The 23,780-nt window shown below is 43.3% G+C and carries 26 protein-coding genes; all 26 read right to left on the bottom strand.

Annotated elements, in window-relative coordinates; genetic code table 11:
- Positions 1 to 4 precede the first annotated feature (4 nt).
- Positions 5 to 814: a carbohydrate ABC transporter permease gene (locus ACH6CZ_RS09940; protein ID WP_374097455.1), complete on the bottom strand. Its 810-nt coding sequence runs from the start codon at positions 812 to 814 to the stop codon at positions 5 to 7.
- A gap of 105 nt (positions 815 to 919) precedes the next feature.
- The gene (locus tag ACH6CZ_RS09935) at positions 920 to 1,798 is read right to left on the bottom strand and encodes a carbohydrate ABC transporter permease (RefSeq protein ID WP_374097276.1); all 879 of its coding nucleotides are present in this window, start codon (positions 1,796 to 1,798) and stop codon (positions 920 to 922) included.
- A 145-nt stretch (positions 1,799 to 1,943) separates the two neighbouring features.
- Entirely contained in the window at positions 1,944 to 3,245 is a 1,302-nt protein-coding gene (locus ACH6CZ_RS09930) for an extracellular solute-binding protein (protein WP_374097275.1), read from the bottom strand.
- Between the two features lie 117 nt (positions 3,246 to 3,362).
- Complete coding sequence (locus ACH6CZ_RS09925; RefSeq protein ID WP_374097274.1) at positions 3,363 to 4,139, bottom strand: response regulator transcription factor; 777 nt, start codon at positions 4,137 to 4,139, stop codon at positions 3,363 to 3,365.
- Positions 4,132 to 5,886: a sensor histidine kinase gene (locus ACH6CZ_RS09920; protein WP_374097273.1), complete on the bottom strand. Its 1,755-nt coding sequence runs from the start codon at positions 5,884 to 5,886 to the stop codon at positions 4,132 to 4,134. The genes ACH6CZ_RS09925 and ACH6CZ_RS09920 overlap by 8 nt, the downstream gene beginning before the upstream one ends.
- 179 nt (positions 5,887 to 6,065) lie before the next feature.
- Entirely contained in the window at positions 6,066 to 6,365 is a 300-nt protein-coding gene (locus ACH6CZ_RS09915) for a hypothetical protein (RefSeq protein ID WP_374097272.1), read from the bottom strand.
- Between the two features lie 52 nt (positions 6,366 to 6,417).
- Positions 6,418 to 8,109 (bottom strand): methyl-accepting chemotaxis protein, encoded by a 1,692-nt coding sequence (locus ACH6CZ_RS09910; RefSeq protein ID WP_374097271.1) that lies wholly within the window; start codon positions 8,107 to 8,109, stop codon positions 6,418 to 6,420.
- Positions 8,110 to 8,297: 188 nt separating this feature from the next.
- Complete coding sequence (locus ACH6CZ_RS09905) at positions 8,298 to 8,498, bottom strand: YjfB family protein (protein ID WP_374097270.1); 201 nt, start codon at positions 8,496 to 8,498, stop codon at positions 8,298 to 8,300.
- Positions 8,499 to 8,510: 12 nt separating this feature from the next.
- A complete protein-coding gene (locus ACH6CZ_RS09900; RefSeq protein ID WP_374097269.1) occupies positions 8,511 to 8,870 on the bottom strand; it encodes a DUF8042 domain-containing protein in 360 nt (119 codons plus the stop codon).
- Between the two features lie 49 nt (positions 8,871 to 8,919).
- Entirely contained in the window at positions 8,920 to 9,261 is a 342-nt protein-coding gene (gene fliT / locus ACH6CZ_RS09895) for a flagellar protein FliT (protein WP_374097268.1), read from the bottom strand.
- Positions 9,261 to 9,662, bottom strand: a complete 402-nt coding sequence (gene fliS, locus ACH6CZ_RS09890) for a flagellar export chaperone FliS (RefSeq protein WP_374097267.1) — start codon at positions 9,660 to 9,662, stop codon at positions 9,261 to 9,263. The genes fliT and fliS (ACH6CZ_RS09890) overlap by 1 nt, the downstream gene beginning before the upstream one ends.
- Positions 9,663 to 9,680: 18 nt before the next feature.
- Positions 9,681 to 11,750, bottom strand: coding sequence for a flagellar filament capping protein FliD (gene fliD, locus ACH6CZ_RS09885; protein ID WP_374097266.1), 2,070 nt, complete (start codon positions 11,748 to 11,750; stop codon positions 9,681 to 9,683).
- A gap of 12 nt (positions 11,751 to 11,762) precedes the next feature.
- Positions 11,763 to 12,122, bottom strand: a complete 360-nt coding sequence (gene flaG, locus ACH6CZ_RS09880) for a flagellar protein FlaG (RefSeq protein ID WP_374097265.1) — start codon at positions 12,120 to 12,122, stop codon at positions 11,763 to 11,765.
- Between the two features lie 121 nt (positions 12,123 to 12,243).
- Positions 12,244 to 13,398, bottom strand: a complete 1,155-nt coding sequence (locus ACH6CZ_RS09875; RefSeq protein ID WP_374097264.1) for a flagellin N-terminal helical domain-containing protein — start codon at positions 13,396 to 13,398, stop codon at positions 12,244 to 12,246.
- Positions 13,399 to 13,575: 177 nt separating this feature from the next.
- A complete protein-coding gene (gene csrA / locus ACH6CZ_RS09870; RefSeq protein WP_374097263.1) occupies positions 13,576 to 13,791 on the bottom strand; it encodes a carbon storage regulator CsrA in 216 nt (71 codons plus the stop codon).
- A 4-nt stretch (positions 13,792 to 13,795) separates the two neighbouring features.
- The gene (gene fliW, locus ACH6CZ_RS09865) at positions 13,796 to 14,227 is read right to left on the bottom strand and encodes a flagellar assembly protein FliW (protein WP_374097262.1); all 432 of its coding nucleotides are present in this window, start codon (positions 14,225 to 14,227) and stop codon (positions 13,796 to 13,798) included.
- Positions 14,228 to 14,246: 19 nt separating this feature from the next.
- On the bottom strand, positions 14,247 to 14,810 hold the full coding sequence (locus tag ACH6CZ_RS09860) for a DUF6470 family protein (RefSeq protein ID WP_374097261.1): 564 nt from the start codon (positions 14,808 to 14,810) through the stop codon (positions 14,247 to 14,249).
- A 16-nt stretch (positions 14,811 to 14,826) separates the two neighbouring features.
- Positions 14,827 to 15,705 carry a flagellar hook-associated protein FlgL gene (flgL, locus tag ACH6CZ_RS09855; protein ID WP_374097260.1) on the bottom strand — a complete coding sequence of 293 codons (879 nt, stop codon included), beginning with the start codon at positions 15,703 to 15,705 and terminating at the stop codon, positions 14,827 to 14,829.
- A 12-nt stretch (positions 15,706 to 15,717) separates the two neighbouring features.
- The gene (gene flgK, locus ACH6CZ_RS09850) at positions 15,718 to 17,358 is read right to left on the bottom strand and encodes a flagellar hook-associated protein FlgK (protein ID WP_374097259.1); all 1,641 of its coding nucleotides are present in this window, start codon (positions 17,356 to 17,358) and stop codon (positions 15,718 to 15,720) included.
- A gap of 19 nt (positions 17,359 to 17,377) precedes the next feature.
- Positions 17,378 to 17,788 (bottom strand): flagellar protein FlgN, encoded by a 411-nt coding sequence (locus ACH6CZ_RS09845; protein WP_374097258.1) that lies wholly within the window; start codon positions 17,786 to 17,788, stop codon positions 17,378 to 17,380.
- Positions 17,789 to 17,941: 153 nt separating this feature from the next.
- Positions 17,942 to 18,382: a YaaR family protein gene (locus tag ACH6CZ_RS09840; RefSeq protein WP_374097257.1), complete on the bottom strand. Its 441-nt coding sequence runs from the start codon at positions 18,380 to 18,382 to the stop codon at positions 17,942 to 17,944.
- Positions 18,383 to 18,521: 139 nt separating this feature from the next.
- The gene (locus ACH6CZ_RS09835) at positions 18,522 to 20,339 is read right to left on the bottom strand and encodes a flagellin N-terminal helical domain-containing protein (RefSeq protein WP_374097256.1); all 1,818 of its coding nucleotides are present in this window, start codon (positions 20,337 to 20,339) and stop codon (positions 18,522 to 18,524) included.
- 3 nt (positions 20,340 to 20,342) lie between these two features.
- Positions 20,343 to 20,786: a flagellar export chaperone FliS gene (gene fliS / locus ACH6CZ_RS09830; protein WP_374097255.1), complete on the bottom strand. Its 444-nt coding sequence runs from the start codon at positions 20,784 to 20,786 to the stop codon at positions 20,343 to 20,345.
- 102 nt (positions 20,787 to 20,888) lie between these two features.
- Positions 20,889 to 21,182, bottom strand: a complete 294-nt coding sequence (locus ACH6CZ_RS09825; RefSeq protein WP_374097254.1) for an EscU/YscU/HrcU family type III secretion system export apparatus switch protein — start codon at positions 21,180 to 21,182, stop codon at positions 20,889 to 20,891.
- Positions 21,179 to 23,392 (bottom strand): hypothetical protein, encoded by a 2,214-nt coding sequence (locus ACH6CZ_RS09820; RefSeq protein WP_374097253.1) that lies wholly within the window; start codon positions 23,390 to 23,392, stop codon positions 21,179 to 21,181. Before ACH6CZ_RS09820 ends, ACH6CZ_RS09825 begins: the two co-directional genes overlap by 4 nt.
- Before the next feature lie 51 nt (positions 23,393 to 23,443).
- Complete coding sequence (gene flgM, locus ACH6CZ_RS09815; protein WP_374097252.1) at positions 23,444 to 23,710, bottom strand: flagellar biosynthesis anti-sigma factor FlgM; 267 nt, start codon at positions 23,708 to 23,710, stop codon at positions 23,444 to 23,446.
- Positions 23,711 to 23,780: the final 70 nt, after the last annotated feature.

Genomic DNA, 23,780 nt, shown 5'->3' with positions numbered 1-23,780 from the left:
GACTCTATCCCTTAACCGAACCAGCCGAAATCCCTTCAACAATCCGGTCGCTCAGGAAAATAAAAGCGATTAAAATCGGCAGGATACTGATTACAAGCGTTGCACCAATCGCACCCCAGTCTGTTGAATACTGACCAATAAAGTTCTGAATACCTACAGTCAGCGTTTTGAACTGATCCGCACTGATGAATGTGTTAATAAATACAAATTCATTCCAGTTGTAAATCATGTTGATAATCGCCGCTGTTGCAATTACGGGAGCTGTCATCGGCAGTGTGATCTGGAAAAAGATTCTGTGAACAGAAGCCCCGTCCATCACAGCTGCCTCTTCCACCTCACGCGGCAGCACCTGATAAAATCCGTAGAGAATCATAATCGTGATCGGCAGGTTAAATGCCGTGTACGTCAGGATGATTGATAGTGGATGATTGATCAGGTCCAGATTAGAAAATGTGTTAAACAGCGGAATTAATGTTGAGTGAACTGGAATCATTAATCCAACCATGAACAGTCCGAGAAACAGGCTGCTCTTTTTCCACTTCATTCTCGTCAGTGCAAATGTCGCCATACTTGCAAAAAGAATAGTCAGTAGCACGGCTGAACCTGTATACAGTACGCTGTTGAAAAAGTACTGACTGATGTTGCCTTCTGTCCAGACTCTGATATAGTTCTCCCATCTTGGCGTTGCAGGTAGTGCGAATGGTGAGAGTTCAAATACTTCCTGATTATTTTTCAGTGAAAACAATACGAGCCATACGAGCGGGAATATCTGGAACACGCCGACAATGGCAAGCACAATATACAGAAGCGTCATGCTGATGGTATGTCTGACTTTTCCTTTACTTCTTTCCGCAGCTTTTTGGCGTGCTAATGCGGATTGTTTTTCAGTCAATGCTTCATTTCGCATAAAGCAGCCTCCTTAATATTGAATATCTTCATCTGATACTGTCACTTTTCTGATCAGCCACGTAATCACCAGACAGATGACAAGCAGGAAAAATCCGATGGCACTTGCATAGCCGAAGTCAAAACGGCTGAATGCCTGACCGTACATATACGATGCCATTACTTCACTCGCACCGTTTGGCCCGCCATTTGTCATCACATAAATGAGATCAAAGTATTTCAGTGAACCAACCACTGCGAGAACAATCGTTACTTTGATAACGTTCATAATCAGCGGAACCTTGATTTTCCAGGCAATATCCCAGGCGCTAGCTCCGTCGATTTTTGCTGACTCAACAAGTGAATCCGGAATATTTTTCAGTGCTGCATAATAGATCAGAATATAAAAGCCAGCGTACTGCCAGATAATCGGGATAAAAATCGCAAACAAAGCGAGTGACGGTTCAGCAAGCCACGCCGGCGGATTTTCGATACCAATTGAGATGAGAAGTGTGTTTAGAATTCCGTTTGTCGGGTGATAAATTTTCATCCAGAGCTGCGCGATCGCAACTGAAGCGAGCAGCATGGGGACAAGATAGATTTTTCTGAGAAAATTCGCTCCTTTAATTTTGCCTGCAAGTACAAGTGAGATCAGCAGGTAGCCGATCAGGCTCAGTGCTGAAAAAACAGCCAGCAGCAGCGAGTGCCAGGCACTATCCCAAAACGCAGCATCCCTGATCAGTAATGTGTAATTTTCAAGCCCAATAAAGGTCATCTCCCCGATCCCGTTCCAGTCCATTAAGCCGAAATAGCCGGTCTGAAAAATCGGAATGTAGACCAGCGCAAGGAGTAAAAGCAGCCCAGGCGCCAGATAAAGCGCAATCATTTTCTTACTTGATAAAGCCTGATCCATATGAATCATTCCTTTCATGGTGTCGAGCGATATATAAGTTCCCACTCAAAATAAGACCAAATTATCATTAAAATCCCGTTTTTTGCGTAAAAGAAAAGACATACCCAAACTGGTGATATGTCTCTTCTTATAGTCAGCAGGAAGCTTACTCGGCGGCGAGCGCTTCTTCGTGCTGTTTGACAAAGTCTGCAGGAGTTACTTCTTTACCGTACAGTGATTGGATCAGATTCAGGTGCGTTTCTGCAACGCCTGCACTCATCTGCACATCAGCAAACAGTGTCAGGTTGCTTGAGTTTCCGAGTTCGTCGAGTACATCAATGTACATCTCAGGCAGGTCAACAGATTCTGTATCAACGACTGTTGCAGGAATCACACCCGCATCCGTTACAGAACGCTCACCCCATTTTTCAACGAAGAACTTAACGAATTCTTTTGCTTCATCCTGCACCTCAGAGTTTTCAGAAACGAATAATCCTACACCAGGTCCGCCAACCCAGCTGTCAATATCGCCTGCCCCGCCGTCAACTTCGGGGAACTTGAAGAACCCGATGCTGTCGCGGAATTCCTGTGGTACGTCTTCATTCGTTGTATAGTTTGGCAGCTCCCATGTCCCCATCAGATACATGCCGGCATTTCCATTCATAAATTCAGATTTACCTTCGTCATTTGACAGACCGTTGAAGCCTTTGTTAAATGCATTTGCATCGACAAGCCACTGAATTTCTTCTGCTGCCTGCTCGAGTGCAGGGTCTTCAAATGATCCTTCGCGGTTGATCGCCTGAGTTAATACTTCCGGACCTCCAAAGCGGTCTGCTAAGTACATGTACCAGAGTGAACCTGTCCAACGGTCCTTATTACCGAGTGCGATTGGTGCAACTCCTGCTGATTCAAGCTTTTCAACGACTTCTTTAAATTCGTCATACGTTTCCGGTACTTCAATGCCGTGCTCTTCAAAAATCGCCTTGTTGTAATAAACGGGTGCGATATTCAATTCAAGTGGCAGTCCGTATGTCTGATTATCAATCGCATACGCTTCAGTTGTACCTGCGACGAATTGATCTTGCAGTCCGTCACCAAGTACGTCATCAAGCGGCGCAAACAATTCACCTTCCACAAACGGCTGCAGGTAGCCTGCTGCCCATGTTACCCCTACATCCGGCAGATCATTTGAGGATGAAAGGACTTTGATTTTATTTTTATACTGTTCGTTTTCAAGGACCTCAGTTTCAATCGTGACACCAGGATTTGCTTCTTCATATTCAGCGATAATATCTGAAGCAATCATATTGTGCTGCTTAGAGCTTCCCGATGGCCAAAGGTGCATGAATTTTACAACCTTCTCGCTCTCCCCTGCTGTACCGCTTGCTTCTTCCCCCGATGAACAACCAGCCATAATCAGTGCTGCTGTCATAGCAGCTGCAGAAAATGATAACGCTTTCTTTTTCATGTAATGTGTGCCCCCTTTTGTTTGTTTGAAGCTGACTTAAGTGTAGCACCATAAAAATCTTGCCGGTAGGTCACACTGATTGGGGAAAATTCCACTTTGATTAGATTGAATTTTCTGCTATCTATGATGACGTCTGAACTGTCCCGGCGTCAGTCCTTCATACTCCTTAAAAATCTTATTAAAATATTTTGCTGTCTGATAACCAGCCGTTTCTGCTACATCAGCAACCGGTATCGTTGTAGTTAAAAGCAGCTGCTTCGCTTTTTGAATTCTCTTTCTCGTGACATAATCACTGAATGTAAGTCCCGTCTGTTCTTTAAAAATGACGCTGAAATAACTGGGATTTAAGTGTACATGCTCCGCTACTTCCTTCAGTGTCAATTGTCTGCTAATATGCAGGTCAATATAATCTTTACCAGCCTGAACGGGTGAAGTCATCTGCTTTTGATTCTGTTCAAGATCAGCCAGTGAATGGTCAGCTGCTTTTTGCATAATGCCTGCCCGCTCCTGGGTAAACTCTTTTTCAAGCGCCTCTTCTACAGACTGAATCAGCTTTTTCTTTTGCACAGGCTTGACCAGATAATTGAGTACACCAAGCCGGATTGCAGTCTGGGCAAATTCAAACTCTGAATGACCCGATAAAATCAATGACACCGGCTGCTGACCGGTCTGCTGAATTTCTTCTATGAGCTCAAGCCCAGTCATTTCAGGCATACAAATATCAGTGACCAGTACATGGACTTTTTCAGCCTGTGCTGTCTGAAGTGCTTCCCTTGCTGAACCAGCCGAGCGGATTCTGAATCTGCCATCCGCCCACACTTCAAGTGATTTCGTCAGTCCCCTCAGCGTTGTTTCCTCATCATCCACAATTAAAATCGTTCTCTCTTTATCCAAAACGTTCACCCTTTGATTCGTAATAAGGTAATTCGAAATACACCATGGTTCCTTTACCTTCAACACTATCAATCTTTAATCCTCCTGTTTCATGTCCGGCAAAATGTAGCAGCAGCCTGTGATGCACGTTGGCAAGAGCGACACCGTTTCCTTTTTTAGAGGAAATACCTTCAGCCTTCATCGCTTCTGTCACTTGACTCAGTAATTCGCCTGACATACCCGGTCCGTCATCGCTGACCATGACCATCACGCGATCCGTTTCTGTCTCAGCCACTTCAATCTTGATTTCACCAGGCTTCACCTTACCTTCAATCCCATGCATAATCGCATTTTCAACGAGCGGCTGGATCATCAGCTTTGGAATCTGAATCGATTTCGTCTGATCCGGTAAAATAACCTTCCATTTCAATCGTTCTCCAAATCTCATTTTCATGACAGACATATACCGCTCTGCATGCTCAAGCTCATCCTGAAGGGTGACCCACTCATTCTTCCGCTTACCGTTTGCAATCGTATACCTGAACAATTCAGACATCGTCACGACATGCTCAGCCAGCTCACTCTCGTCTTTTTCTTCTAAGAGCCAGTACAGTGCATTCAGCGTATTAAAAAGAAAATGTGGATTAATCTGCGCCTGAAGCGCTTTCAATTCTGCCCGGTTTTGAATCAATTCTTTTTCATAAACGACCTGGATTAAGTGGTTCGTCTGTTCAACCATCTGATTATAGGTCTGGTTTAACTCATTAATCTCAATGCTTGAAGACCTGATTTTATTTTTCTGCAGCTGACCTTCGCGCGCTTTTTTCATCGTTTCAGTCAGTTTAAATATCGGCTTGGTGATCACGGTTGAGAAACCGTATGATGCTGCTCCAAAAATAATCATGCCAAGCACAGCTGACAGCAGAATAATCAGCCCGAGGACACTCGCACCTGAAGCGAGTGCCGTCATTGGTGTGGCAATATAGGTCGTCCATCCAGTGACGGGTGACGTTTCCTGAACAAGAATATGCTCCTCACCGTTCAACGTAATCCGCTGCTCACCTTCCTGATCGAGCAGTACTTCAGCAAAATCAGAATTCGTCGTGATGATATTGTCGTTTGAATCCGCCAGCACCTTCGCATCACGGTCCTCCGTCCGCTCTCCATCAGAAAACCTGAAATAATTCGGATCAATCCTGATCACAAGATATCCGCCGCTTGCAAAGCTCCGCTCAATCAGACTGATCCGCCTGATCGCAAGCAATGAATTCGGATACTGGGGATCCTGCCCCACCCAAATCTGACGCCCCTGTTCATAATCAGCGCGCACCACCCAATAAGGCGCAACCCGGTCATACAAATATGTATCATCTAGCGGAAACAGCCGCTCATTCCCAGCGCTATACATTTCAAAAGACTGAATCCCGTCAGAATACGCCTGAAATGTATTCCCGATTGTCAAAAGCGATTGCCGCTGCTGAAACGTAGCCTCCTCACCGTCATATAAACGGGTCAACAGCTGCTGAACTGACTGATTCGTTGCCACCTGTGTTGTCAGCAGGTCAATCTGATCATACAGCGTATCCGTTTTCCCGGAAGCCTGTACAGCCGTCTGCTTTAACTGACGCTCCGCATTATCCCGCAAAATCTGGCCCCCAAAATGATAAGTTGAAACCGCCACAAACCCGAGCACAATTACCATCACAATCAGAAACACGATCGAAATCTGATTGCGGAGCGTATTATACTTTTTCAAACGCTGGACCAAAACACCCACCCCCTTAGCATTTTTCATTTACTTTAACAGACTATTTCGATATGCGGAATAGGAGGCATTTGGAAAATGTTCTGCAAACGATTGAATAAACCAAATCTGATTTATGATTTAATCGTTTTTTGAGAAGCGTGTTTGTGCAAGGTCTGCTCTCACTAAAAACCCCCGGAGCATTACGCCCGGGGGTGAAAGTATTCGGTATCTGCATCTTTAAAGTAAGGATAAAGCGGGTTATACGGATGATCTTTCAGATGAATCTGCATGTCGTGCAGGTCTGAGATGATCTGGTCGCGTTCTTTTTCTTTTACCATGAATTCAACGCCGTATTGATATAGCTTTTCTTTCAGCTCAGTTTTCCTCCGGCACTGACCGGGCAGTTCAAACTGCTGTCCGTTGATTTCAAAGTAGAATTTCATCATTACGTCCTGTCTGATCGGCAGTTCCATTTTGCCGGTAAATGAAGACTCTACCACTGAGCTCCACCTTAACAAAAAACAGAAGCCCACCCAGGCTCCGGATTCCTCATCATGCATTCAACTTAAACTTCCTAACCTCACCAGCCAGTTCTTCAGCCAGCCCCGCAAGATCATCTGCGCTCGCAGAAATCGTCTCCATCGTGCTGAGTGACTGCTCGCTTGAAGCAGCAGCTTCTTCAACACCGGCTGCTGATTCCTCTGAGATGGACGCGATTTCCTGGATGGATGCGTTCATCGACTGGCTGCCCTGAGAGATATCCTGCAGATTATCTGCGATTTGACCAACCATTTCAATCATGTCTTTGATGGATCCATTAATTTCATTGAATCGCTCACCCGTCACAGCAATTTGTCTCGTTCCTTCGTTTACTTCTTCATAGCCCTGCTCAAGTGATCCGACGACGCTTCTTGACTCTGTCTGGATCCCATTTACAAAGCCGGTGATGTCATTCACTGAGTTCGCCACCTGTTCTGCAAGCTTACGGACTTCATCCGCAACAACCGCGAACCCCTTCCCCTGCTCTCCTGCCCGCGCTGCCTCGATTGCAGCATTTAACGCTAAAAGGTTGGTCTGCTCAGCAATGTCACGGATCACACCGACAAGTTTCGAGATTTCATTTGTCTGATGATCAAGACCACGCACTTTTCCAACCGCTTCAGTCATCACCTGATCAATGACCATCATCTGCTGAATGGAAGATTCCATCATCTGCGAGCCTTCTTCCGCACTCTGCATCACAGCACGTGAACGGCTGGTCACTTCCTCACTCTGCTGGTTCGTATCCTGAATTTTCACTGAGAACTCTTCCATCGTTTCAGAAAGAGAGCCTGCATTCGTCGCCTGCGCTTCAGTTCCGGAAGCAATCTCCTGCATGGTAACAGCAATCTGCTCGCTGCCTTCGCGTACTTCATTTGCGGACTGTGTCAATTCTTCACTTTGTGCAGATACATTGTCAGTTGCTAATGCAATTTTGCTTACTACAGCTTTCAGGTCTTCCTGCATTTTGTTAGTTGCTGCCACAAGCGTTCCGATTTCATCTTTACGTTTTGAAATAAGCGGTTCGCGTGTCAGATCCCCTTTAGATATACGCTCCATCCTTTTGGACACATGCTTCAGCGGGCGTCCGATTGTCCGGCCCATAAATACACCAATTACAATTGCGGTAATTAACGCCACTGCGCTAAGTACTAAAATAATTAGTTCGTTTGCATTGAAAATTTCAGCATTCTCATCATTTAACTCATCCGCTACTTCTACGCTGCGGTTTTTCAAATCGACCAGGTCAGCCTCTGCCATTTCAAAAATAGAACCTGAAGCACCAAGCCCCTGTGCAGCTTCATCAAAATCGCCAGCCTGGATCACCGAAATATTCCGTTCAACCGACTCACGGTACACTGACCAGTTCTCTTCAAAACTCGTTAAATATTCAGACATTTGCGCGCCGGGATTCGTTGCCCATAACATATCAACAAGAATATCCACCTGCTCCAAGTTACTTTGTGCATCAAATGTCATACGCGGACTCTCAAGCAACACCGCACTCGACATCTTGACACGTGTATCCTGAGAAACCCTTGTCAAGTCCGTTACCACTGAAAGCGGCACTAGTCGTTCCTCATACATCGCTTTACCGTTTTCATTCACCACATTCAAAGAATTAAAGCTCACAAAACCAAGCACCAGTAAAAGCGCAGCAATGATTAAATACGAAACAATTAATTTCCCTCTAATCCTCAACACCCTAACCTCCATCAAACGTTGTATATATATAGTTTCATTATCAGGTATTTCGACTTATTTGTGAAGAGTTTTTTGGTATTATAGTTGTGAATAAAGTAGAGACATGATAGACCCAGGTCTACAAAACCCGTCACCACTGACTTCATTATCCAAAAAAAGACACCTCCCATAAGAGATGTCCTTTGCACTTACCTGCTCACATCAACGTTACCACCTAAGTGAGGCTGTGCTACATGCTGTACGGCCTTCACCTGCGAACTGTTCATCATTTGCAGCAGTGATGCGGCGTTCTGCTCCGCGTGATTCATTGTTTTATTCATGATTGCAAGCGATGCTTCCTGCTTTACTTTACCGTGACTCAAACCAATTGATAGTGCTGCGATATCCATACATTTTCCTCCTTAATGCGTTAAGTACTCCTGATACACCTCTGAAATTCCTGCATCCAGCCTTTTAAATGCAGGAATCATTGACAGCTGCATGATTTCTTTTACTTTTTCAAAAGCCTGATCCGAAAATGCCGCAACAACCTGGTTGGCTACTTTCACGATCTGATCAAAATGAACAATCAGCTCTGCCGGCGCAGACGGCTTGATCGCTAATTCAATCTGCGCGTAACCTTTCATTGCTTCTTCAAACATGTAGACGGACTGTTCAAACTGACCTTCGTTGATCAGACGCTGTGTGTGATCTAGTGCTTCAACAACCGTTTTACCTAATTCTTTCGTTCTAACCACAACTTCTCTGAATCTCTCATCCATAAAAACCTCTCCTGACAGAAAAAGTCTGAGGGATCATCCTCAGACTCATTTAATTTCTCTTATCGTAAAATACACCGTCTGTTGTTTCTGACTCTGCATATGGATTATTATACTTTGCTGCAGATTTTTTCTTGTGACCTATCTTTTTGATATCCTTCTGAATCTCTAAACGCAGGTCCTGCATCGCTGTATCTATTTTCTGATTCCAAGTGACAATATCATTCGCAAGCTTCTGCTCATCAGGCGTCTCGGGAACCTTTACATCTTTCAGTATACTTTCCCTTTTCTCTAAAAGCTTTTCAACTTGTTCAATCTTTGTGTCGCGATCCTCATCAGACTGAACAACGGTATAAAGTGCTTTTGTCAGCTCATAACAAACCTCAAGACTCATTAAACCGTTCCGCCTGCTCCAACCTGCTGCAGCTTGCGATTTTCCTGGATGACCTGCTTCCAGACATCGCGGAATTCCGTGACAAAACCTGCCACTTCATCTAAAATCTCCGTGCTGCCCTTCACGTTCGCTTCCATCAGACGGCTGATTAAAAAGTCATACAGCGCCAACATATTTTTCGCCACTTCCTGCTCTGTTTTTAGCGTCACAGAAAGCTCGCGTAAAATCGCCTGTGCTTTTTGGATATTGATATTTTTCTGTTCTATGTTTTTCTGCTCGATCGCCATTTGTCCCTGTTTAATAAACTTCAGACAACCATTATAAAGCATTAACGTCAGTTCACCCGGTGAAGCTGTGTTCACCGAATTATTTGCGTATGCCTGCTGTGGATTTCTTACCATGCTGCCACTCCTCTATGTTTAAAATCCTGAACTAAATTGTTGCATCAGATAGGCTGATTGATTGTTCGCCTGCTGAATTGCTTTTTCCATGGCTGTGAATTGTCTCCAATAACGGTCTTCTACCTGAATCACCCGATCTTCAAAACGCTTAATTCTGTCATCAACATCATTCAGATTCCGCCCGATTGAGAATTGCTGATTTGTTGAGAATTGGTTACCTGCTTTTTGACGGAATTGATCCATCGCTACATTCACCGAATCAGTTAAACGGTGAAGAATTCCTTTAGCACTTTTGTCAGTTGCATCTGATCCACTTCTAAACAAGTTCTCAACTGCTTCAGGATCATTACTCAAAGCTTCCTTCAGTTTAGCTTCATTAATCTCAAGCTTTCCGCCTTCACGGAAGTTTGAAGTTGTCGTGATCCCGATTGCTGCAAGCTGGCTAAAAGCAGAATTTGTCTGGTCGTTAGAAACCGGTGAGTAGAAGTCCATTCTCATTGATGATAGCGCACCTGTTAAAATAGGGTCACGTCTTAGTAAACCACTTCTTGCTTTTTCTTCAAACTGCTCCTGCTGTTTATCCGTTAGTGCTTCACGCTCTTCATCAGAAAGCGGATTGAAATCACGGTAACGTTCTTCAGTCGCCTTTTCATTTATCGCTGCGATCAGCGTATTATATTTTTCAACGAATTCTTTAATGTTGTCAAATACCTGATCATTGTCATTATTAATATTCATGGTCACCGGGTTGCCGGGTTCAAATGTCTGGTTTAATGTAAATGTAACGCCATTCATATTAAATGTGTTTGTCGTACGGTTTGTTGTCAGGCCGTTTACTGTAAACTCAGCGTTTTGAGCATTTACTTTGAGTGAATCATTTGGATCATCCATTGAAGTAAAGCTGAATCCAAGAACATCTGTTACAAATGACATATCTTTAAATGAAACGTCAGCTTCTGCTGCATCAGTATTATATCTGCCCGTCTCAGTTCTCATCATTGACACCTGATTCGTCTGAGTATCCATAAACATAGATAGACCAAGTGAGCTCTTATTGACCTGTTCAAATACTGAATTTAATGTCTGGTCTGGAGTGAATAAAAAGCTTTCAGTAATTTCACCTTTGCTTGAATGAGTTGTCAGCGACATATGTGAGTATTGCTGTCTAAAGGTTGCCTTCACATTGGTTTCGCCTGATACATTGTCATTTAACGTCACAACACCTGTATTCAGATTCACCTCTCCAACAACCTGATCATTTTGATCCTTTAAAGCCATCTTTGTGCGATCATCAGTAGCAGAAGGGTCAGGATCCACTAACGTATAAGTATTCGCTCCAGCCTCAAGCTTAAACTCTGCGTCTTGTGCAATCATTTTTGTACCAAGGTTCAGTGTCTTCGTCCCATCAGCTATCTTTAAATCTTTGATATGCTTATCCGCCACATAGTCAACCGTGATTTTAGAGTTGGCACTGACTGCACTGCCAAAAGTCAGTTCACCTGAGTCAGAAATCTTCACCTGGTTTTTACCTGCTTCAAAACTTGCACCACTATCAATAATATTAAACACTTTACCATCAACTTTAACCTTCATTTTCTCGGTTAAAGCAGTTTCAATTGTTGCACCATTCAGATCAAGCTGATACGTTGCGGTACCATTACCATTAAGCGTTTTTTTACCAACAGCACCTTCAGCCCAGGTTAAACCAGTAATCGATTGTTCACCCATCGCTTTTGTCGGGTCAATCTTACTTGTAGCAGTTGAAACCCAAGATTCCGCTTTTGCGAGAGATTTCACTGAATCGATTGAATAAGATCCCTGCATCGCTGCTGAAGAAGCCGTGGCCGTCACTCTTGCCTCATCAGAAGACGTCACAGCCCTCGCTCTAAAAGAAGTCGACAGCTTCATCTGCGTCAGCGTACTTCTAAAATCCATCATCATCGTATTAATCGTTCTATAATCATCACGCTGCCACTCAAGACGCTGCTTATCCTGCTGCAGCTTCTGTAATGGCATACGCTCAGCCTGCATTAAATTCTTAACAATCGAATCTATATCCATTCCACTTGCTAATCCACCAATACGCATTTACCTCACTCCTTACACTTTTCGATCCACCATCAATCCGATAAATTCAGTCATCGCTGCGTAAGAGTCCAGCAGCTTTTTAGAAGGAATCTCTTTGATCACTTCCTTCGTTACCTCATCCACAACCGTCACATAGTACTCACCAAGGTCCTCATGAAACTCAAACTTTAAATGAGAGTTCGTTGGCTTCAAAAAATCATTCAACCCCTGAACAGCCTTTAAAACCTCCGCCTGACTTAAAGGCTCTTCACGATAAACCTTCTGCTGAATCGAACTCGCCTCCGGCTCATGTGACCCCCGCTGTACATTTAAAGAACTAAACTTACTTTCCTGAATAGATGAACTCCCCGCTGCCTCTCCAACCCTGTTCATAGATTTTCAGCTCCTGTAGTTTTAATTTTTATATCGGATAGAATCAGGATTAGTTAACGGTTTATTAGAAATTGCATAAGAAAAGACTCCGGTAAAATACCAGAGTCTTAAAAAGTGTAAATTAACGAAGTAACTGAAGTACTCCCTGTGGCTGCTGGTTAGCTTGTGCAAGCATCGCCTGAGCTGCCTGTGAAAGGATAGAGTTCTTAGTTTGGTTCATCATTTCTTTAGCCATGTCTACATCACGGATACGAGATTCCGCAGCAGTTAGGTTTTCAGAAGATGTGCCAAGGTTATTGATAGTATGCTCTAAGCGGTTTTGATTAGCACCCAACTTCGAACGTTCTGATGATACAGTATTAATTGCTTTCTCAATTACGTCAATTGAGTCACGTGCATTAGCACCAGTATCAACTTTTACGTCTGCTAGAGTCCAAGCCGTGTTTACTCCAGAAGTTACACCACCTGTACCTAAAACACCTGATTTCATGCTGTCAATTGAAATATTAAGTCTTTGTTCAGCAGCATTGTTTGCACCAATTTGAAGGTCTACTCCATCAGCAGCAACAGTAATGGATTGACCAGTAGTATTTGCTACCCCTCCATTTAATCCGCTATTTACTTCGAGAGTAATTCCAAATGCATCAAATTTGACATTGCTACTTTGTCCAGCTGCAGGATCTGCGATAGCTGTAATTGTTTGAGATACGCCATTTGCATCCTGAATTGTAATGTCAGTGTCTCCACCATTATCAGCGACAGTTAAAGTATATGTGCCAGCACCTGTACCACTAATTTTGACATCATTAATACCATTTGCAACAGTTAAATTAGCGCCAAGAGTTGGAGTATTTCCTAAACTACCATCTAGTAACTTCTTACCATTAAATTCAGTAGCATCACCAATACGATCAACTTCAGTGATAAGTTCATCTAATTCAGCTTGAATTGCATCTAAATCTTCAGATTCATTAGTTCCATTAGAACCTTGTACTGCTAATTCACGCATTCTTTGTAGGATAGAGTGAGTCTCGTTTAATGCACCTTCAGCAGTTTGTATTAAAGAAATACCATCTTGTGCATTACGTGAAGCTTGGTCAAGACCTCGTACTTGTGCACGCATTTTCTCAGAAATCGCAAGTCCAGCTGCATCATCTCCTGCACGGTTGATACGAAGACCAGAAGCAAGCTTTTCCATTGACTTAGATTGAGCGCCAGAAGCGTCAGAAAGCTGACGGTGTGTATTAAGTGCAGCAATATTGTGATTAATAATCATGATTTTTTCCTCCCTGAGTTGTACCTGTTCACTTCCTTGTGAACGGTAAGTTTTATAGCAGTTCCTAAAGGTCGGCCGCCCTGTATTTCCTGCTTACATTAGTAATATCGGCACCGGGTCGAATTGTTTAACTGTTTTTGAGTTTTTTTACAAAAAAAATCCGCCTCGATGTGCGGATTAGTCGTTTGAGAATAGTTTTGTGAGGTCTACAGTGTTGTTTGCTGCTTCGTTTTCTTCCTGGATCGCGAGGAAGATTTCTTTTCTATGTATGTCAACATGCTTTGGTGCGTCAATTCCAAGCTTGATCTGATCACCCTGTACGGATAGGACTGTGATTTCGATGTCGTCGCCGATTCTTATTGCTTCGCCTGTTTTTCTTGTGAGTACTAACATACAATCACTCCTTCACGGCAGCCGCTGCAACTGGCTGTTTTCTGGAGTAGTGGTTGAGGATGACCTGTTTTGCTTTTTTGTTAGAAAGGTTAAAGATCAATGGCGCCTGCAGGTTAGCTGTTGAGCCGTTAAACGGTTCTCTGACTGTCAGGATTACATAAACCAGTGAATCCTCAGGTTTTTCAAGTGATAGTGCGTGAGTCACAGCGTCATCAAGCTTAATTTCATATTCTTTAAAAAAGGAAAACGGATTGCTGATAATAAAACCTAGCGACGGCGTGCTCACTGATTGAAGGACAAAAAACACTTTATTGCCTTCAAACGAAAGAACAGTAAACTGCTTTTCATCCTCAAACCCAGGAATACCTTTTTCAAAATGCCAGATATCTTTTCCTTCGATTTCAACCTGACCGTGGTACTTTGTTTCTATCTTCATGGAACAAACAGCTCCTATTTTAGATTTCCTGATTCACAACGCTGAAGCTGATTGAGTTCAGCTGCTGCATGTGAATTTTTACTTCCTGTGGGGTGTAACTGATTCTTGTTTTTTGTGCACGTGTATTGTTTTCTACTCCGCCTTCAGTGAACTGGATATCAGTTGTGCCGGGACGATAATCGATTTTCACACTGAATGGAGGTGGAACATAACCAATGTTAAATGATGGTGGCGGACCTTTATAGTTTCTTTTCGCAATGGACTTGATCGGATCGCCGCCATTTTCAATTTTCATCAGTTCATCACCTTCTGCTGAAACTCGCTGCATGCCTTTTAGCACATCTTGATTTCCTTCAGCAGCCCATTCACGGATGCGGCGGGAAATTGGTTTAATATCCATCGACGCCCAGGCTTCTGACTGATCAATTGTCAGCCAGCCCTTCGTTGTAGTGATACTCATGTCAGATGGAGTCTGTTTCAAGTCAAGTACTGCCTGTGGCTGTTCAATCCGCTGCTGACCCTTTGGTGATTCTATACCAATTCTGGCCTGAGTCAGATTAATTTGTATTTGAGGAATGTTCATTGGTTATTCCCCTTTCTTATCTAAGAAAATCCATCAGTGAAGGCTGAATAATCCGCGACCCTACAGATAAAGCCGCACGATGTACACTCTCCTGCACCTTCATATCTGTAATCACCTTTTCAAAATCAATATCTTCATTATCAGACATAACGCGCGTCGCAATCACTTCCTGCTCGCTCACACGTGAATCCATCAGTTCAATGCGGTTATACCTTGCACCGAGAGATGAACGTTCATTAGACAGGTTTGTCATATGTGTATCCATATTCGTTAAAAAGTTATTGATATCATCACCTGTCGTATTTTCATCTTCAAGTGTCGCGATAATATTATCAATATCATCAAACATTTCCTGAGAAAATACTGAAGTGCTATCAACGTTTACTTTAATATGAACACCTTTAGAAAGCTCGATCTCAACAGACTCATTATTTTCAGGATAGACACCATTCGCTACATCAAGCGGCTTATTTGTCGTATCAGTTCCGTTAAATAAATATTTATCACCGAACTTCGTGTTACCGATTTCCTCAATATGCTCTTTCAACTGCTCTACTTCAGCGCGTGTTGCTTTTCGCTGTTCGGCATCATACGTATCATTGGAAGTCTGCACAAGCAGTTCACGCAGCCGCTGCATCGCCTGATTTGCTTTATCAAGTGATGAATCAGCGTTTTCCACCCAGTTATATGCTTCTGAGAAGTTACGTTTATACTGCTCAACTTCTGTTAGATTACGGCGGTAAAGGACACCTTTCATTGCGACAACAGGGTCATCAGACGGCCGTGAAATCTTCTTCTGCGTTGCGATCTGCTCCTGCTGTCTCCCCATTTTTTCATAGCTCTGCGTCAGGTTGCGCAGCATGTTACTTGAAAGCATTGATTGTGTGACGCGCATTTATTTCACTCCTTATCTGCCGACTAAGCCCATGCCGTTAATGATTTTATCAAGCATTTCATCGACCATTGTAATGTTTCTGGCAGCTGCATTGTAAGCATGCTGGAACTGAATCATATTTGTCATTTCTTCATCTAAAGAAACCGAGCTCACTGACATTCTTTTTTCATCAACTGACTGCTGCAGGATTTCGCTGTTTCCTGCCAGACGATTTGCCTGAAGACCCTGAACACCGAGTTTACCGATTACGCCTTCATAGAATGAATTCATTGAAGCATTTTCAAGCTGATTAAATGGCGTGATATCAATGGTTTCATTCCCATCAAAGCCTTCAAGTTCAACGGAAGTATCATTCATCAGCCAGTTTTGAATATTAGACAAATTGATTGCATTCTTACCGTCTCCAGCATTGACTTTCCCTGGCTCACTCAGCGTAGTTGATGCTGCGATTTGTTTGGAACTGATATTCTCCATTGAGATTAATTTGGATGCATTTTTATGATCAGGTGCAAGGCTTCCGAAAAAAGCTGCTCCGGGATTTCCTTCAAGATCATACCCTTTTTCATGTACAGCATTAAATGTCTGGGAGAATGTATATGCCAGGCGATCGAGGTTATCGAGCATTTCAGGATAAGTCCCTTTCACCTGAGTGTTCCCACCCGCATCCTGATAACTGTATCCATAAGATTCAATCAGTCCTCTAAGTCCACCCTGGGAGAATAAAGGCGTGCCATTTTCATCTGACATCGCCATTTTTTTTGAAGGGATTTCTTTTCCATCACTTGAGAAAATACTGATCTCACTGACTGCATCAGGTGTTGAAGTTGAAAGCTTTCCGCTTCCGTTAGAGAAACCGAGCTGATAGAAACTGTCTTTTGAAACAAGAATATTGTCTTTTCCATCCGCTCCAATGATGCTGATATTGTACAGACCCTCTGCTTCAGCAGCAGGATCACCCTCTGATTTTGTTGTCGTTACGCGGATATTAATGTAACCTGACAGTTCATCTACAAGACTGTCTCTTCTGTCATAGAGATCATTTGGAATATTCCCATGCGGTTCTACATCACTGATCTGGCTGTTCACACTCGCTATCTGTTCGAGCAGTGAATTCACACTGTTCAATGATACACTGATTTCGTTTCCAATATTATCATTGATCTGATTCAGTGAATCATTCAGGTAATGGAACGTATCAACGACTGACTGACCACGTTCAAGCACAACGTTTCGTGCCCCATCATTCTCGGGGTATACAGATAAATCCTGCAGAGACTGCCAGAATTCACCCATCACTGCTCCCAGTCCATTTGAAGTTGGTTCATTAATAATGTTTTCCATCTCACTGATGGCATTTGATTTCGCATCCCAAAACCCAAGCTTGTTCGTTTCCTGACGGTATTGAATATCAAGAAAAGAATCACGTACGCGCTGGATTGAATTTGCTTCAACACCTGTTCCCATTTGACCGGGAATCTGCGGGCGGTTCATTGCTGCCGGTGCGAATGGCGTCGTTGTACCAAAATTCACACGCTGTCTCGTATAACCGGGTGTATTCGCATTTGCGATATTATGTCCGGTTGTATGCAGAGCACTTTGCTGTGTAAAAAGCGCGCGTTTTGCTGTTTCAAGTCCCATAAATGTAGAACGCATCTTTGTTCCTCCCTAACAGTCAGGCTTGTGAGTCAAACATCGACCTCACTGGCTGATCGTCTTCGTTATCTTCTTTCGAATAATTCATTGAATCAGGCTGAGGCATCAAAAGATCTAGATTAAGTGACACAAACTGCATAGATTGAGTCAGCATATCCTGATTCAGCTCATTCACTGCTTTCAGCTCTATAATCACCTGAAGCAGCTCTTCTTTTTCCGGCTGAATATCCTCATCACCTGTCAGCTGCTGGCGTTTCGTTTCAAGTGCACCAATTCCCTGAATATGTTTTTGTTCATCTTTAATTAACTGATTTAACTGATCTAAGTCATTCTCTTTAATTACGGCAGTCTTTCGCTTTGCGAGTCCCAGCAGACTCTTGTGCAGTTTGATCTGCTGCTGGAGAATGGTTTTGATTGATTGTTGAGTCATGTGGTTCCTCCTGTTGTGAAGGTAGGTGTGACGCAGTCAGGGTCTGACCCTGACTGCAGTATCCCGTCGGTGAGTAATGAAGCCAGGGTCTGACCCTGACTTCAGAAATAACCATCACATTATATATCGGACGTTTTCTACATTTATCAAGACTTATGAATACACATTTATAATCAGACCCTGAATCTCCCCTATTGTACCCAGAATATCGAGTCCTTTTTTCTCTTTATCCAGCACCTGGTTTGTCAGGTCTATCAGCTTCGAGTCAATTTCTTTCACGATTTTATAAACCTTGGTGCGGCCTCTCCGGTTAAAGCCCCGCTGATCTTCAAGCTGTAGACCGTTGTTTACGGCTTCCTCCATGAATTTTTTCACAAGGCCTTTATATTTCCTAAGATCTTCTACTGTTCTGGAGTCTGAAAGTTTCTTCCCCTGGTCTTCTATTTCTGCACTCATTGCCGTCAGTTTATCGATCAGTGTTGTCGTACGTTTTTTAGACATTACGTCCTGAAATGAGACTGATTCTTTTGCAATCTGTTCTTTCTTTTGGGTTTTATTAGTTTCAGTGGTTTTGCCTATGCGTTGAACGTCCATGCTGAATCCCTCCATGAGGTTGATGGTGTACGTAGAGGCAGGTCTGTCCCTGGTCTACGCTGGAGCGAAGTCTGGGTCAGACCCGGACTTCGCTAAAAAATGGAGAAGCAGGTAACCTGCTCCTCCATTGATTGTAACATTATTGAAGCAGCTGCAGAATGCCCTGTGGCAGCTGGTTAGCCTGTGCAAGCATTGCCTGTCCTGCCTGGTTAAGAATATTGTTTCTTGTAAACTGCGACATTTCTTTAGCCATATCAAGGTCACGGATACGCGATTCTGCTGCAGTCAGGTTTTCGTGTGCTGACTGAAGATTTGTGACTGTGTGCTCAAGTCGGTTTTGGAATGCCCCAAGCTTGCTTCGTTCAGCGGAAACAAGTTTAATGGCGTTATCAAAAGTGGAAATTGCTTTTCTTGCGTCCTCTGCCGTCATAACATTAACACCCTGCTCAGCATTTGTACCTGCAGAGGTAATTGGTGTACCATCAGCTGCTCTTGCGATACCAAGCTTTGCTGCATCCATTGGTTCAATGTCAACAACCATGGTTTCTGATTCATTTCCTCCGATTTGGAACATGAGACTCAGCTTTTCATTTTGAGCAGGGTTGATATCTGCATCTTTAATAGCGATTTCCATACCATTTGAAGGACGCGTTGTATCACCTGCTGTTTTAATCGTCCCGATCGTCAGCATGTTTCCTGAAACTGATTTCGTCTGATCAACAGCAGCTACATTTGGGTTACTATCATTAATTGCCGTTTCGAGAACTGAATCGATCTCTGTCAAAATATCCTCAATTGATTTCCCATCAGGATTAATGGTCATTGAAGCCCCGGTTGGTGAATATGGAACCGGTGTACTGGTTGAGTCAATAAAATTGAATGTAAATCCGTCAATTGTAATGGCATCTCCCGCTTTAGGCACTTCACGTAATGTAATGGTCACCCGATTTGCATTAGATGCTTCTTCATCAGCAACAAAAGTACCTGTTGCCATCACAGCATCAGTTTCAACATTTTTATATTGAAGCTCAGATGAACCAAAGTTTGATGTGATTTCTTTTTTGAAGTACGTTTCAGCTTCAACATCTGCTGGAGATACTTTTTCAGCTGAACGGATAATGAGACCACCATTTTGTTCAACAGCAGTTCCACCAGCGTTCGTAGATCCAGGTACAACTGTCGTCATTAAGTCCGGATCAACCGTCCCAATCGCAGCGCTTAAAGCCGAAGTTACTTTATCCATATTAGAAACTGCGCTTGCTGCATCAGTTGCAGGTGTCCATGCACCAAGACTGACTACAACATGGTTTGAATTTGTAACGCCGCCAGTTGTATCAAACTCATATGTTCTTCCATTAATAACGACTGTTTTTTCATCAATTCCTGTGTTGTCACCAGCAAGCTGTGAAAGTGCTTCTGTTATATCAAGCTTAATCTCAGCAGGCTTAGATGGCGCTGCAACAACAGTACCTGAGAATGTATCAGTACCATCAAATGTAACGTCAGCTGAACTCACACTCGCAAATGACTTGCCAAATTCTGATCCATTCAAAAGCTTCTTCTGGTTAAACTGTGTCGTATCCGAAATCCGGTCAATTTCCTGCGTCAGCTGATTCACTTCATCCTGAATCGCCTGACGGTCGCTGTCTTCAAGCGTGTCGTTTGCTGCCTGTACGGATAGCTCTCTCATACGCTGAAGAATATCGTGTGTTGATGAAAGTGCTCCTTCAGCTGTCTGAATGAGTGATACAGCATCAAGTGAGTTTCTCTCAGCCATACCAAGACCGCGGATCTGTGAACGCATCTTTTCTGAAATTGCCAGTCCTGCAGCATCATCTGCTGCACGGTTAATACGAAGTCCTGATGATAGTTTTTCTAAGCTTTTTGAAGTGGCGTTCATTGTCTGATTCAGATTTCTGTATGCATTTAATGCCTGGATATTATGGTTAATTCTCATTGATTATTTCCCCGCTTCCATTGTGTTAGGTGTCTTCTCTTCGACCATGACATGCTGTTCATAAGCATTCGCTTTTGATGGGCGTTTCATCGGCTGGCTGCTGAGTGTGGCCTGCCTCCATGAATGGCTAATGTCTTTCAGCATGACAAGTACTTCTTCAGCCTGCGTGACATCCTTTTTAAGGTTCGCCATCACAATTTCATCAGCCATAAAGTTGTACACTGCATCCAATTGATCTGCAATGATGCCGCTGTCATAGTTCAACCCTGCACCAAGCCGGTGAAGGATATCATTTACACGCTGATATGACTGATTTGCTTCTATATAATTTTGTTCCTTTGTATCCTGAATCGCTTTTTCCAATTTCGTAATTGCTGCTTCATATAAAAGAGAAGTCAGCTCCTGAGGTGATTTCTGATATAAAAGTTCTTTAGATAAAAAGTTCATCGTTTCCCCTCCTGCTACTCTCTTTATCGGGAAAAACCGGAAATGATTAATAGGTAAATTTACATTTATATAAAAAAGCAGACCCGATTTTTATAGGTCTGCCTAGTAACTCTTTTCCATTTCTTCAATCAACAACAGGATCTCTGCAATCACTGCATAGAGCTGTGGCGGAATCGATTCTCCGAGATCAATATCCAGCAGGTCAGCAAGCAGGCTGTTGTCTTCTTCTAAATGAATATCGTGCTGTTTGGCGAGCTCAAGAATTTTTTCAGCCAGTGCACCACTTCCCTGCGCAACCACATGCGGGGAATCATCTCTTTCATCATACCGGATGACTGCTGCAGTAGGACCGTTGATTTTTCTCTTGGCGCCAGGGTTGAAATAATGTGGTCTCATATAGAAAAATCATATCCTTTCTCAGTCATGATTGGCACTGCCTGTTTTGGCGGATTTGACACCTCATCATTTTCTTCCACAGTCAGTCTGTCAAACTGCAGCTGCTGAACACTGTAGCCGATCTGTTCCAAACGATCTTTCGCAAGTGACGTAATAGGCTCCATCCTTTTTTCAAAATCAGGCTGGTCGTTTTTCATTTTAATAGAAAGATTCCGCTCAGAAACATTCAGTGATACACCAATCTCCCCAAGCTTTTTCGTATCAAAAAGAAAATACAGGTTGCAGTTTTCCCAGTCGACCTTCTGACTGCCATTCTTCGACTGCATATACACTTTAAAATTCTCCACTTTTTCCTGGAGAATAAACGGCAGTGTCATGACCATACTCTGAAGACCTGAGGCGTCCGTTTTGCTGAGCAGCTGCTGTCCTGTCAGCTGAGACAGCGTCTGATCAGCCTTTCCTTCACCCGCTGCCATTTTCATCAGCAGCGCTTTCAGTGAAGCTGCCTGATCCTGGCTTTTGTTTAAAAGCGTATGTGCCTGTTCGTTGTCAAATGTCATCCCCATCGCACGCACATGCTCAAATGCATGACGTGCTGACGGTTCATTCCGTAAGTTCTGCATTGACTGCTGAAGATTTTGAGCCGTTACTTTCTGGAGTGAAGGCTGCTCAAGCTGCATCACTTCTTTTGACACAAAGTGCTGCACTTTTACATCAGACGGTTTGAATTCAATCTTTTCCATCATAGCTTTCACTTCTGAAGTGATTCGTGCTGCCTGTGCAACTTCTCCTTTAGCTAAAAGCTTAGATGCCTCAGCAAGCTGACCGCTGGCTTTAAGCAAATTTTTCTCTGTTTCCATGTTCGTATACAGCATAAAGTCGCCTTTTAAAATGGCTTTATCAAGCATTCTGATTGTCGCTTCAAGGAGCGGCTTCGAATGCTGCACCTGCTGACGATTTGCAGTAAATTCAATCTGACTTAAGTTTCTGGTCATATCTTTTTGTATATGTTTAAAATCAATTGCTGCCTGCGACATTTTTTCACTGATTCGTGTGACAATTACATCTTTAGCGTGCATTGGAATCTGTGAAGTCAGTTCCTCTGACAGCAGATACTGCGCTGAAGCAGCTTTTAGTGGATATACGGCAGTCGCCTGTTCAATTCCCTGCATCATGATCTGTCTCGCCTGAAGCTCCTGACCATTTTGGACAAACTGATCTGCTTTAAGTGCAGTTTCCTGAAGTGTCTGTCTGACATTTGTATCGATTTCAGGATTATTTACTAAAGATGAGAATTGTGCCGTCACTTTTGAAATGTCGGGCATTTTTTGTATAGCCGTTTTAACATCCTGTACAAGCAATGCTTTAGATTGATCAGTGTTTTGAGTCTGAATAACAGGCTGCACAAGAGCGTCCAGCTTTAAAGCGTTTTGAAGCAGTTTTGAAGCTGCGGGGTTTTCTTTCAGTAGAGCGGAAAGAACTTTGTGAGCTTCTGCAGCTACGGCCTTTACGTCACCAGTCGCTTCAAGCTGCTTAAACAGGCCTTTTGCTTCGACGGATCCACCCTCCGCAAAAATAGACAGGGCCTGAACCAGCTGCTGCCTGGCTGCCTGATGTATCTGATTTGCAGAATGCCTTTGACCTGGCATCACTTCAACGCCGGCTGATCTCAGTAGATCAGTCACGGCTTTACTGATTGGAGGGCCATGTAGTGCAGAATGGATTGCTGTCAGTTTATTTGCAGTCAGATCAAGATTTTTGGACATTGCTGCCTGAATGGTGTCGAGCTTTTGCTGGGAGGTCGCATCTGTTTTTGTTAAAAATTGATTTAACTCCTTCATTAGTACAGGATCCACTTTTACGCCTTTAGCTGATAAAAGCTGTAATGCATTTTTTAGTTCAGCTGACACTGGTTTCCCGTCATTCATCTTGACGATATCAGGTGGCTGTTGGGTTGGCTTCTGCTGTGATTGTTTAACAACAGGGAGACCATCTTTCGTTCCGGTCACTTCCAGTTGAACACGACCTGAGTCCGGCAGCTTGCCTTCAGTCTTCACCTTGACTTCCTGACCTCTGACCTGCAGCATCGCTTCATTGCCATTTTTACTTTTTACCGTGGCTGAAAATAAATCACCCTGCTTTAATGACACTTCCTTTTGACCCTGCTGCTGACTGCTGACTGATGGATCCATTTTAATTTGCACGTTCATTACACCTCCATTTATACACAAAAAATTGCCCATTAAATGAGCAATTTTTTATCAGGACTGCCGATAGAATTTCAATAGATTTTCAGCTGTTTTGCTTGCATCAGGCTGATATGTTCCGCTTTCAACCGCTGCTTTCAGCTGATCAATGCGCTCCTGACGGCCTTCCTGTACTTTATTTAAGCCCTGCATTTCCTTTGCTTCTGCTGAAATCTCTACCTTATCCGCCTTTTTCTGCTTTTGAAGCTCCGCCTGCTCTACTTTTGCTTCCTGACGTTTGTAAGGGTTAATCGGATTCTGATGGAAAGGATTTATTTTCAAAGCGCTCACCTGCTTTCTCTAGTCGATATTGTTTTGTTACCCATTATATCGGCAGGCTGAACAAAAATTA

Origin of the sequence: Jeotgalibacillus sp. JSM ZJ347, assembly GCF_044383825.1 — a bacterium.
Lineage (GTDB): Bacteria > Bacillota > Bacilli > Bacillales > Jeotgalibacillaceae > Jeotgalibacillus.
The sequence above is the reverse complement of the archived record's forward strand: the minus strand, read 5'-3'. Positions and strand labels throughout refer to the sequence as shown.